This is a genomic window from Flavobacterium sp. ov086, from assembly GCF_900187965.1.
In the GTDB taxonomy this organism is placed as follows: Bacteria; Bacteroidota; Bacteroidia; order Flavobacteriales; family Flavobacteriaceae; genus Flavobacterium.
Map to the genome: position 1 here is coordinate 22,684 of NZ_FZNL01000023.1, position 13,117 is coordinate 35,800.

The following is a 13,117-nucleotide window of genomic DNA, read 5'->3' on the forward strand; positions in this document are numbered from 1 at the left end:
ATGAAAAAACTAATTCTACTTCTATTCGTTTTCGCAAGCTTCTTTGCCAATGCACAAAAAACAGAAAACATTATCATTATAACCACAGACGGTTTTAGATGGCAGGAAATTTTTAAAGGAATGGATTCAGCTATTGCCAATGATAAAAAATTTAACCAAGGCGATAGTACTTATATTTATAAAAAATATTCCAGTTCAGATTTTAAAGAATCACGCAAAAAAATCATGCCTTTTTTATGGTCAGAAATAGCAACGAAAGGGCAAATTTATGGCAATCGTGACTTAGGAAACAAAGTCGATGTTTCGAATCCGTATTGGTTTAGTTATCCCGGATATAGCGAGATTATGACCGGAAATGTTGACACTGCCGTAAATTCAAATCATTATAAAGCAAACCCGAATGTCAATGTTTTGGAGTTTTTAAATCAACAATCTAAACTAAAAGGAAAAGTTGCCGCTTTTGGTGCTTGGGATGCTTTCGACCGAATTTTAAATGAAAAAAGAAGTGGTTTTCTTGTAATTTCTGCTTTTGATAATGTGGGTGGAAATAAACCAACTGAAACAGAAAAACTACTAAATGAAATGCGCAATAATTCGTTTAAGCCTTTTCATGAAGATGAATGTCTGGACGTTTTTACACATTATCAAGCTTTGAATGAGCTGAAAACCAAGAAACCAAAAGTACTTTATATCGCTTACGGAGAAACCGATGAATGGGCGCATGCAGGACATTACAGATCATATCTTGACGCTGCAAATCAAGTAGACAAATGGATTAAAGAAATCTGGGATTTTGTACAAAATGATCCGCAATACAAAAACAAAACGACTTTGATAATCACGGTAGATCACGGTCGCGGTGACGAAAAAAAAGCACAATGGACAGATCACGGTGCTGATGTTCCAGGTGCTTCACAAATTTGGTTTGCCGCAATGGGACCTGAAATCGCACCAAAAGGCGAAGTAAAAACAGATTCTCAATTGTATCAAAAACAAGTTGCACAAACCATCGCAAAAATCATGGGCTACACTTTTACAACATCACATCCTGTTGCAGAAGAAATTTCAGAAGTAATTAAGAAATAGTTTTTTTGCCACGAATTACACTAATTTTCTCTAATTTTTTTTTCGCATTGATGTAATATTAATTCGTGAAAATTCGGGCAATTCATGGCGAACTTTTTTATTTGAAGTAAGGAAATATCATAAACTAATAAAATGACTAATAATTGGGATGAAATAAATTGGATTTTTGAGCCCGATGGAGCATTAAGAGATATTTATATTGAAAATATAACTATTGAAGATTGGAAAGTTTTAATGGATTATTTAAACCTTAATTACATTATTAAATATGGTCCTACAGGAGAAAATCAAATAATAAATAAGCTTAATAAGGAATATTTAATTCAAATGTTGAATGATGAAACGGGGAAAATGGAATGCAAAACCGTTTCTATAATTATTGACGGTATTATTATAAATAACCATTTTTTCTCCGTAAATGAAATTGAATTTGACATCGATCTGAGAGAAATAAATTCTTTCGAAGATTATATTAAGGTCATAAACTTTATGAATCAAATTAGTCAAATTCTAGGCAAACCTTTAATTCTAACTGGTGAAAATCAGAAGGAATTCCCTCTTATTGAGGTAGATTTCTCCAAAAAACTAATAAAGGCATTGACAAAAAAAGAAGCTATAAAATTATGGAAGTAGTTAAACCTAGAAAGTTTTGAAAACCTTTGCTACTTTGAACCTCTCAACCTTTGTTCCTATTTTAAAAAAAACTCAGTACCTTTGCCCCTTTGCAACTTTGAGCCTTAAAAAAAATGAAACAAATTACTTCAATACAAAATCCGTTTATAAAATCACTTGTTTTATTACAGGAAAAGGCAAAAAATCGCAAACAAACGGGAACATTTTTAATTGAAGGCTTACGCGAAATTTCTCTTGCTATAAAAGGCGGTTACGAAATAGAAACGGTTTTATTTTTACCGGAATTGGTTACTGAAAGTCAGATTAATAAATTGGTTAATTCGCCAGTTCAATTAATCGAAATCAATAAAGAAGTTTACCAAAAACTAGCTTATCGCGACACTACAGAAGGGATTTTGGCTATAGCCAAAACAAAATCATTACAATTATCTGATTTAAAATTATCTGCAAATCCGTTGATTATTGTGGCCGAAGCGCCTGAAAAACCGGGAAATATTGGTGCGCTTTTACGTACGGCAGATGCGGCTAATTTAGATGCTGTTTTAATCGCAAATCCCAAAAGTGATTTATACAACCCAAATATTGTGCGTTCTAGTGTTGGCTGTTTATTCACCAATCAAATTGCAACAGGAACCACAGCCGAAATCATTGCTTTTTTGAAAGAAAAAAAGATTGATTTTTACTGTGCTACGTTACAAAACTCAACATCGTATCACACACAGGATTTTACAACTCCAACCGCTTTGGTCGTTGGTACAGAAGCCACAGGATTAACACAAGATTGGCGTGATGCTGCTACACAAAATATCATTATCCCGATGCAAGGCGAAATCGACAGCATGAATGTTTCGGTTGCGGCGGCTATTTTAATTTTTGAAGCCAAAAGACAAAGAGGTTTTAAACAATAAAATTAAAAAAATCCATTTCTTAAAAGTTTCTGTTCCATAATCGAAAATAAAAAAACAATCCCTCAATCTTGGGATATTATGCTATTGCAATACAACTTCGGTAAAATAGCTATCTAAATCCTAAATCGACAAAGTTTGATTTGGACACAAAATACCCGTAAACAAAACTAAAAATCAAACACTTAAATAAACCAAAAATATTTTTTATTTTAATTGATATATCAATTATATTTGTATCAGCAATCTATAAAAACGATGGAAAAACTAAGTGATATAATTTTTTATTCAATTGATAAATCAATAAAAACATATAGGCAATTCGCCCAGAAAAACATTTCTAAAGCCGGTATCGAAATAACAATCGATCAATGGCTTGTATTGAAAACTATTGAAGAAGATAATTCGATAGCACAAAAAGATATTGCTATAAAAACATTTAAAGACGTTGCTTCAATAACCCGAATTATTGAACTATTAGTACAGAAAGGATATTTGTCAAGAAAATTAAAATCGCAAGACCGAAGAAGATTTGAATTGACTTTGACAGATGAAGGCAATGACATTATTAAAAAAATGCAACCCTATATTCAAATCAACAGAGCTCAGGCACTAAAAAATATAACTGATGAAGAGATAAAGAATCTTCATTCAACTCTTTCAAAAATAATATCAAACATCAATTAAATCACGAACAATCAATTAAACTTTAAAAAAATGAAAACAAAGAACGTTTTACTCCTCTTTTATTTTTTGCTGCTGATTCCAATAAAATCAATGGCACAATCTGTAGCGAATCAAAACACTACTCCAGATCCTGTAACAAAAACAGAACAACAGCAAGTTATTGATTCCGTTAGTTTATTACTAAACAAAAATTATGTATTTCCGGAAGTGGCAAAAAAAATGAGCGACTTAATTGCATCAAATTTGAAAAACGGCTCATACGCTTCAATTACAGATCCCACTATGTTCTCTGAAAAACTAACTGCAGATCTTTTATCTATAAGCAATGATAAACACATACGTGTTGTTTTTAATCCTGCTTTTATAAAAGAAATAAGAGAAACAAATAAAAATTCAGATCATGAAGAAATACCTTCATCTGTGCTTGACCAATGGAAATCCAGTAACTATGGTTTTAAGGAAATTAAAATACTGGACGGAAATATTGGGTATCTTGATTTGCGCAACTTTATGGATCCTTCGGTTGGAGGTGAAACTGCCGTTGCCGCTATGAATTTTTTCGCTAATGCGAATGCTCTGATCATTGATTTAAGAAAAAACGGAGGCGGTTCACCACAAATGATTCAATTAATTACCAGTTACTTTTATGATTCAGAACCTGTTCATTTAAATAATTTCTATTTCAGACCAGACGATTCCAATACTCAAACATGGACTTTGCCTTATGTAAATGGAAAACGTATGCCGAAAATAGATCTTTATGTATTAACAAGTAGGGGCACATTCTCTGCGGCAGAAGAATTTACCTACAATCTAAAAAACCTGCATCGTGCCACCATTATTGGTGAAGTTACCGGAGGTGGCGCAAATCCTGGTGGAGATAATATTGCAACAGACCGATTCACTGTCTGGATACCAACCGGAAGAGCAATTAACCCAATAACTAAAACAAATTGGGAAGGAACAGGTGTACAACCTGATATAGTAGTTCCAGCAGATGATGCATTGTATACCGCACAAATAAAAGCTTTGGAAAAACTGGCTGCAAACGAAACTAAAGATCCAATTAAAAAATATTCATGGTTATTGACATCATTAAAAGCAAAACAACATCCTTTAGTATTAGAAAAAAAGGAATATGAAAGTTATATTGGTATATTTGGTCCAAGAATTATTACCTATGAAAACGGAAATTTATACTGTCAGGTAAATTCAGTTCGTAAACTCAAAATGTTACCACTAAAAAAGGATATTTTTGACTTAGAAGACAGAATGTTACGAGTAGAATTTAAAAAAGTGAACAATAAAATCTCCGGTATCACAATAGTAAATGTAAACGGAACTACAGAAAACTTTGATAAGAATAAAAGTTAATCACTTTTTAAACTCAGAGAAGAAATATAGATTTTAAAATAGAACCCAATTAAATTGAATACATGAAAAAAATCAACGCTTGCATTTTATTTCTTCTTGCCTTTAGCATCCAATCTTTTGCGCAAATAACCAATCAGGAAGTCGATGAATTAGTAAATCGTACCATAAAAGCATTCGATGTTCCCGGAATTGCCGTTGCCATTGTAAAAGACGGAAAGGTAGTTCTGGCAAAAGGTTACGGTGTAAAATCAGTACTAACTCAACAAAAAGTAGATGAAAACACTCTTTTTGGAATCGCTTCAAACAGTAAAGCTTTTACAACTGCTGCTCTTGCAATGTTAGTCGACGAAGGCAAAATAAAATGGGATGATAAAGTGACAAAATATCTTCCGGATTTTAAAATGTCTGATGATTATGTAACTCGTGAATTTACAATTCGTGATTTATTAACACACAGAAGCGGTCTTGGACTTGGTGCCGGAGATTTGATGATCTGGCCTGACGGAAGTGACTTTAAAGCGCAGGATATCATTCATAATTTAAGATATTTAAAACCGGTTTCCAGTTTTAGAACTAAATACGATTACGATAACTTAATGTACATCATCGCCGGCGAAATTGTGCATGTTGTAACTGGTCAAACCTGGGCAGATTTTGTTGAACAACGTATCATGAAACCTCTGGAAATGAATAATAGTGTTGCTTCGATTAAACGATTAAAAGATACTAGTAACGTTATCACTCCACACGTTCCTATTGATGGAAAACTGAAAACTATAAAACGTTATGAAAATAATCTTTTTGATGGTGCAGCCGGAATTTATTCGAGTGTAAATGATTTGAGTAAATGGGCTATTTTGCAAATCAATAACGGGAAATACGGAGATAATAAACAACTGTTTTCCGAGAAAGAACACAACGAAATGTGGCAATTGCAAACTATTATTCCGGCGACAACAAAACCACCGTACAACACTCATTTTTCAGGTTATGGTTTAGGATGGTTTCTTAATGATGTAAAAGGATACAAACAAGTTTCGCATACAGGCGGTTTAGAAGGAAATGTAACGCAAACTACCTTGATTCCGGAACTAGGTTTAGGAATTATTGTTTTGACAAACCAACAATCAGGAGCAGCATTTAGCGCCATTACAAACACGATAAAAGACAGTTATTTAGGCATTAAATCTGATGACTATGTAACAGTTTACAGTAATAGAACGAAAGCCTATGAAGAATCAGCTGATAAAGTAACCGATGAAGTTTGGGCAACTGTTGTCAAAAACAAAAAAGACAAACTGAAAGTTGATTTTTCTAAGATCACAGGAACTTACAAAGACAATTGGTTTGGAGAAATCACCATAACAGAGAAAAAAGGAAAAGCCTATTTTGTGTCAAAACGCTCTCCGCAACTTGCTGGTGAAGTCTTTTTCTATAAAGATGGAAACTATGTAGTGAAATGGAATAATGCGTTCTTCCACGCTGATGCGCATTTACTTTTTAAATACGATGAAAGTGGAAAGGTCGCTAATTTAAAAATGCTTCCAATTTCTGAATTAACTGATTTTAGTTATGATTTCCAGGATTTGGATTTTTCGAAAGAGTAATTTTAGATTTTAGATTTTCTCTCTTTGTCAAAGTCTTCGACTTTAACAAAGATGTTAGTAAACAATAGTTTAACTATTTCTTAAAAGCGCTTTTTTTTTACGCGATTAACACATCAACAGTTAAAAAAATACACTGTCAGACTGAGCGGAGTCGAAGTCCTTTTTATCATAAAAGGATCTCGACTCCGTTTGATTTTACATATCAAAATCTACCTTCTAAAATCTAAAATCTAAATTCAGAAATCAACAATCCAAAACCTTGCGTATGTTCAAACTTATTCCTATTTTTAGTACTTGAACCATGCCGTTATGATAGAAATAGATATTGAAAAAGAAAACAAAGCAATTGCGCAAGAGTACAAAGAATTACTTCGAATTAGTTATCAGACTTTAAGTCCAACCGACAAAAAACTTATCCGTAAAGCATTTGATGTTGCTGTTGATGCACACAAAGAACAAAGACGTAAATCTGGCGAAGCATATATCTTTCATCCTATTGCAGTTGCAAAAATTGTTGCCTCAGAAATTGGTTTGGGAGCGACCTCTATCGCTGCGGCCTTATTGCACGATGTAGTTGAAGATACTCCAATGACGGTCGAAGATATTGAGCGTTTATTCAACCCAAAAGTAGCACAATTGGTTGAAGGTTTAACTAAGATATCATTAGTTCAAAAAGATTTAAATGCTTCAATGCAAGCAGAAAATTTCAGAAAAATGATTCTGACACTGAACGATGACGTTCGTGTAATTTTGATCAAACTGGCAGATCGTCTCCACAATATGCAAACCATGGATTCGATGGCGGAATACAAACAAACCAAAATCGCCTCAGAAACGCTTTATATCTATGCCCCACTCGCCCATCGTTTAGGACTTTACAACATTAAAACGAAGCTTGAAGATTTAGGCTTAAAATATACCGAACCAGCAGTTTACAATGACATTGTAAGTAAAATCCGGGAAACAAAAGAAGAACAGGATGCTTACATCAAAGACATTTCGGATGTTTTAAAGAAGTCTTTGGATTTAGAAAATATTGATTACATCATAAAAGGGCGTCCGAAATCAATTTATTCGATTCGCCGAAAAATGCGTGCTCAAAATGTGAGTTTTGATGAAGTTTACGACAAATTTGCACTTAGAATTGTCTACAAATCAGATCCGCATGATGAGAAATTCGTTGCCTGGAAAATTTATTCTATTGTAACAGATCATTACAGACCGAGTCCGAGTCGTTTGCGTGACTGGATTTCATCTCCAAAATCAACCGGTTACGAAGCTTTGCACATTACCGTTATGGGACCAAAAGGCCGTTGGGTCGAAGTTCAGGTTCGAAGCGAGCGTATGGATGAAATTGCCGAAAAAGGTTATGCAGCACATTACAAATACAAAAACGGTGCAACTGAAGAAAGCGGTCTGGACGTTTGGTTGAATTTACTTCGTGAAGCTCTGGAAAATCAGGAAACCAATGCGGTTGATTTTGTCGAAGATTTCAAAATGAATTTGTATTCGAAAGAAATCTTTGTCTTTACTCCAAAAGGAGAAATTAAATCACTTCCAAAAGGGGCTACTTCACTTGATTTTGCCTTTAGTATTCACTCAGAAATTGGAATAAAAACCAGAGGAACCCGAGTAAATGGACGTTTGGTTCCATTAAATCACGAATTAAAAAGTGGTGATCAGGTCGAAGTTATAACTTCTGCAAATCAAAAACCAACGGTAAACTGGTTGGAATATGTAACTACTTCAAGAGCCAAAAATAAAATCAAAAACGTTCTTAACGAGAACACCAAAAAAATTGCCGAGGAAGGAAAAGAATTACTTACCAGAAAACTTAAACACCTTAAAATAACTATCAATGAGCAAGTTATCAATGAATTGGTTAACTTTTTCAAACTTAAAACAAGTTTAGATTTATTTTATAGAGTTGGTATCGGTGCAATCGAAAATCAGCAATTAAAAGATTACGCAGCTCAAAAAGGTAATACGTTTATCAATTTCTTTAAAAATAAAATTAAACGAAATAAAGACAATACCGCTGCCGATGATATTCATAAACCTGTTATTAGCAGTAATTATGATATGTTGGTTTTTGGAACTGAACATGACAAACTCGATTACAAACTTTCGCAATGTTGTAACCCAATTCCGGGAGACGATGTTTTTGGATTTGTAACTATAAACGAAGGAATCAAAGTACATAAAAAAGATTGTCCTAATGCGATTGGAATGCAGTCGAATTATGCGTACCGAATTATGAGTGCTAAATGGATTGACTCTTCGCAAGAAGAATTCAAAGCTATTATCAACATTACCGGAATGGATGTTTTAGGGCTTACAAACCAATTGACAAGGGTAATTTCGAACAATATGAGTGTGAATATTCAAAGTATTTCTTTGAGTACTGATGCCGGAATTTTCCATGGACAAATTGCTGTTATTGTAAAAAATAATACGATCTTGAAGAAAATGATCAATGCCATCAAAAAAATCGACGGTGTTGACAAAGTTACTCGTGAATACAGGACTTAACTTCTTTTAAAATAATTCAAACGTAAATATTTTTAATAATGAAAAATGATTCTTTGGAAATACCTCAAATACATTTTGATGAAAACGGCGAACTTTTGATTGTTGCCTCTGAATCTTCTTCAAAAGATGATTTTGATTTTTTTCAAGGGAAATCGGTTATTCGAAATAAGAAATTAAAACAACGATTTGCAAATTGTACAGAATGGATCGAATTTCCTTCGACTCAGGAAATGTACAAGATTTTGAACGGAATTGGAAATATCGATAATTTTCTGGCCACTTTTGACGGTGAACCTTTCGAAGGAATGACCGTTAGATTATTTAATCCTGTAACAAAATTGTGGAGCATTTATTGGGCAGATTCAAATACAGGAACTTTAGACAAACCTGTAATTGGCTCTTTTGAAAACAAAGTTGGCCATTTTTTCTCTAAAGATATTTTTGAAGAAAAAAATGTATTGCAAGTATTTCGTTGGGATGCCAGAAATGAAAATAATCCAGTTTGGAGCCAGGCAATGTCAGACGACAAAGGAAAAACCTGGGAATGGAATTGGTACATGTATATGTCTAAAACTAGTTAAAAATTTGTTAGTTTTATCATAAATAAAAATAATTATGTTAATTAAGTTCATTCGGGTTCTTTAAATTTTGTCACCGCAAAAGCCTTAAATTGGTACATTATTGCTGATCAAATCTAAACAGGAACGTTAAACTTTAAACCCGAAACTTTTATTCATTAAAAATAAAAAATTATCTTTGCCGGATATGACACTCATTTCAACTGACAACACTAAAAATCAAGAAATTGTAAAAAACGTTTTTACAATGTATCTTGAGCAAAAAGGGCATCGCAAAACTCCTGAGCGTTATGCTATACTTCAGGAAATTTACGATAGCGAAGAGCATTTTGACATAGAAAACTTATATATCAAAATGAAAAACAAAAACTATCGTGTGAGTAGAGCTACATTATACAACACGATCGAGTTATTGTTAGACTGCGCTTTGGTTAGAAAACATCAATTTGGACAAAATCAGGCTTACTACGAAAAATCGTATTTCGACAAACAGCACGATCACATTATCATGACTGACTCTGGCGAAGTAATTGAATTTTGCGATCCAAGAATTCAGACCATCAAAAAAACAATCGAAGAAATATTTGATATCGAAATTACGAATCATTCACTTTATTTCTACGGAAACAAAAAGCAAAAACAATAATCCGGAAAGGGAATTATTTAGAAAATAAAAAAAAGAAAATTAACTACATTAATCAGTAGGGCAATTGAGATTGCCTCAACGCAAATTAAAACAGAATGACCGTAGATTTATTACTAGGATTACAATGGGGAGATGAAGGTAAAGGGAAAATTGTTGACGTTCTTACCTCTAATTATGATATTATTGCACGTTTTCAAGGAGGACCAAATGCAGGACATACATTAGAATTTGACGGAATCAAACATGTGCTTAGAACCATTCCTTCTGGAATTTTTCATAAAAAATCAATAAACATCATTGGTAATGGTGTTGTAATAGATCCGGTAGTTTTTCAAAAAGAAATTGAAGGTTTAGAGAAATTTAACCTTGATATCAAAAGTAAATTGATCATTTCAAGAAAAGCACATTTAATTTTACCAACGCACCGTTTATTAGATGCAGCTTCTGAGGCATCAAAAGGAAAAGCGAAAATTGGTTCTACTCTTAAAGGAATTGGTCCAACTTATATGGACAAAACTGGTAGAAACGGTTTACGTGTTGGAGATATTGAATTAGAAGACTTTAAAGAACGCTACAGAGCGTTAGCTGACAAGCATGAAGCAATGATTGCTTTTTATGATGTAGCGATTCAATACAACTTAGCTGAACTTGAAAAAGAGTTCTTTGAAGCTATTGAAGAATTAAAAAAATTAGATTTTATTGACAGTGAAGAATATATCTATCAAGCTCAAAAAGCGGGTAAATCTATTTTATGCGAAGGAGCTCAGGGATCTTTATTAGATGTTGATTTTGGAACTTATCCTTTCGTAACTTCATCAAATACTACTGCTGCCGGAGCTTGTACTGGTTTAGGAATTGCTCCTAACAAAATCAAAGAAGTTTACGGAATTTTTAAAGCTTATGTAACTCGTGTTGGTAGTGGACCATTCCCTACTGAACTTTTTGACGAAGTTGGTGCAACTATGGCAAGAGTTGGAAACGAATTTGGATCTGTTACAGGAAGACAAAGACGTTGTGGATGGTTAGACCTAGTAGCTTTAAAATATGCTGTTCAGGTAAACGGTGTTACACAATTAATGATGATGAAAGGCGACGTTCTTTCAGGATTTGAAACTTTGAAAGTTTGTACTGAATATAACTATAAAGGTCAAAACATTTCTCACTTTCCTTATAACATCGAGCCAGAAAATGTAACTCCAGTTTATAAAGAATTTAAAGGATGGCATGCTGATCTAACTGGATTGACCACATATGATCAATTACCAATCGAGCTAAAAGAATATATTGAGTTTATTGAGACAGAAGTTGGAGTGCCAATTAAGATTGTATCTGTTGGACCAGACAGAAAGCAAACAATAACAAAATAATAAACACTAAACGCTCTGATAACCAGGGCGTTTTTTTTATACAAAATATTTCAAATTATGAAAAATCCAGAAATCAAAGTTACCGAAACTAAGTTACTATCAGACAATTGGTATATACTCAACAAAGTAACTTTTGATTACCAAAAGAAGGATGGTAAAGTAGAATCTCATATTCGCGAAGTTTATGATCGTGGGAATGGAGCTGCTATTTTACTATATAATTCATCTAAAAAAACAGTTATTCTAACGAGACAATTTCGTTTACCAACTTATCTTAACGGAAACAAAACCGGAATGATGATCGAAGTTTGCGCTGGACTTCTTGATCAGGATAATCCTGAAAAAGCAATCATTCGCGAAACCGAAGAAGAAACAGGTTATCGTTTAAGCAAAGTTCAGAAAGTTATAGAAACCTATATGTCTCCGGGATCTGTAACTGAAATTTTGTATCTGTTTGTTGGAGCGTATGACGAAACCATGAAAGTAAATGATGGCGGCGGATTAGATGCTGAGCAGGAAAATATTGAGGTTCTGGAATATACTTTTGATGAAGCGTATGCCATGATCGAATCTGGTGAAATTACAGATGCCAAAACTATTATGTTGTTGCAACATGCAAAGATAAAAGGACTTATATAATTCTTTTTTAGTACTTTAGATTACTAATAACGTCCTGATTCTTAAATCAGGACGAAGTAATCACAATTAAAACAGGCCAAAATGAATAAACGTATATTATTATTTTTGCTTCCTATTTTATTTCTTCAAAATATAATTGCTCAAAACAGAAAAATAATTGATGTACATTTTCATACCCGTTCTGCCGGAGATTATGGAAAAATCCCTCCTCCAAATCCCATAACAGGAAAAACGCCTGAAGCACAAACTAATGAGGCAATATTCAATAGTAATATTGCGCTCCTTAAAAAATATAATGTTGTAAAAGCAATCTGTTCCGGAACACTGAAAAGAAATTCTGATTACATTTCAAAAGATCCAACAAGATTCCTAAGCTCTTTAGAATATCCTGATCACCAAAATAATGCTTTACCGGACACCATAGCTTTTAAAAAACTATGTGAGGAACATAAAATTGTAGCTTTCGGGGAACTTGGATTGCAATATGAAGGCCAAACTTTAAATGATAAAAAGTATCAGCCTTATTTAGCAATTTGTGAAAGATTCGGAATTCCAGTAGCAATTCATACCGGAATCGCAGCACCAAATACACCTTACACCTGTTGTCCTAACTTTAGAATTGAAGCAGGGAGACCACTGCTTCTCGAACCCATTTTAATAAAATATCCAAAGTTAAAAATTCAATTAATGCACATGGGATTTCCATTCTTAGACGAAACAAAAGCATTGATGTACGTATATCCACAGGTTTACGCAGACGTATCCGCTATTGATTGGTTAGTACCAAAAGAAGAATTTTACAATTATCTAAAATCACTAGTAGACGCAGGTTTCGACAATAGAATTATGTATGGTTCAGACCAAATGATTTGGGAAGATGTAATTCCTTTAACGATCAAAACTATTGAAGAAGCCCCATTTTTAAGCGATTCCCAAAAAGATAAAATTTTCTATAAAAACGCCGCAAAATTTTTCAATATCGAATAATTGAAATCACGAAAAATAATGTTATTATTTTGAAACGAAAATCAAATAAACAATTATACTGTTACAACATCTAAAA

12 protein-coding genes are annotated in these 13,117 nt (G+C 33.3%); all 12 read left to right on the top strand.

The window, feature by feature from the left end:
* The 12 genes from CHB81_RS21060 to CHB81_RS21115 all read left to right on the top strand — a co-directional run bounded on the left by CHB81_RS21060 (position 1) and on the right by CHB81_RS21115 (position 13,041).
* A complete protein-coding gene (locus tag CHB81_RS21060; RefSeq protein WP_089353812.1) occupies positions 1-1,086 on the top strand; it encodes a phosphoglyceromutase in 1,086 nt (361 codons plus the stop codon).
* 132 nt (positions 1,087-1,218) lie between these two features.
* The gene (locus CHB81_RS21065) at positions 1,219-1,719 is read left to right on the top strand and encodes a hypothetical protein (protein ID WP_089353813.1); all 501 of its coding nucleotides are present in this window, start codon (positions 1,219-1,221) and stop codon (positions 1,717-1,719) included.
* A 113-nt stretch (positions 1,720-1,832) separates the two neighbouring features.
* Complete coding sequence (locus CHB81_RS21070) at positions 1,833-2,627, top strand: RNA methyltransferase (RefSeq protein ID WP_089353814.1); 795 nt, start codon at positions 1,833-1,835, stop codon at positions 2,625-2,627.
* A gap of 255 nt (positions 2,628-2,882) precedes the next feature.
* Positions 2,883-3,311, top strand: coding sequence for a MarR family winged helix-turn-helix transcriptional regulator (locus CHB81_RS21075; protein WP_089353815.1), 429 nt, complete (start codon positions 2,883-2,885; stop codon positions 3,309-3,311).
* A 30-nt stretch (positions 3,312-3,341) separates the two neighbouring features.
* Positions 3,342-4,685 carry a S41 family peptidase gene (locus CHB81_RS21080; protein WP_089353816.1) on the top strand — a complete coding sequence of 448 codons (1,344 nt, stop codon included), beginning with the start codon at positions 3,342-3,344 and terminating at the stop codon, positions 4,683-4,685.
* A gap of 62 nt (positions 4,686-4,747) precedes the next feature.
* On the top strand, positions 4,748-6,292 hold the full coding sequence (locus CHB81_RS21085; protein WP_089353817.1) for a serine hydrolase: 1,545 nt from the start codon (positions 4,748-4,750) through the stop codon (positions 6,290-6,292).
* Positions 6,293-6,601: 309 nt separating this feature from the next.
* Entirely contained in the window at positions 6,602-8,824 is a 2,223-nt protein-coding gene (locus tag CHB81_RS21090; protein ID WP_089353818.1) for a bifunctional (p)ppGpp synthetase/guanosine-3',5'-bis(diphosphate) 3'-pyrophosphohydrolase, read from the top strand.
* Positions 8,825-8,862: 38 nt separating this feature from the next.
* Positions 8,863-9,405, top strand: a complete 543-nt coding sequence (locus tag CHB81_RS21095) for a hypothetical protein (protein WP_089353819.1) — start codon at positions 8,863-8,865, stop codon at positions 9,403-9,405.
* A gap of 184 nt (positions 9,406-9,589) precedes the next feature.
* The gene (locus CHB81_RS21100; protein ID WP_026981862.1) at positions 9,590-10,048 is read left to right on the top strand and encodes a Fur family transcriptional regulator; all 459 of its coding nucleotides are present in this window, start codon (positions 9,590-9,592) and stop codon (positions 10,046-10,048) included.
* Positions 10,049-10,143: 95 nt separating this feature from the next.
* Entirely contained in the window at positions 10,144-11,415 is a 1,272-nt protein-coding gene (locus CHB81_RS21105; protein ID WP_089353820.1) for an adenylosuccinate synthase, read from the top strand.
* 57 nt (positions 11,416-11,472) lie between these two features.
* Complete coding sequence (locus CHB81_RS21110; protein WP_176427564.1) at positions 11,473-12,054, top strand: NUDIX domain-containing protein; 582 nt, start codon at positions 11,473-11,475, stop codon at positions 12,052-12,054.
* 81 nt (positions 12,055-12,135) lie between these two features.
* On the top strand, positions 12,136-13,041 hold the full coding sequence (locus CHB81_RS21115) for an amidohydrolase family protein (RefSeq protein ID WP_089353822.1): 906 nt from the start codon (positions 12,136-12,138) through the stop codon (positions 13,039-13,041).
* Positions 13,042-13,117: the final 76 nt, after the last annotated feature.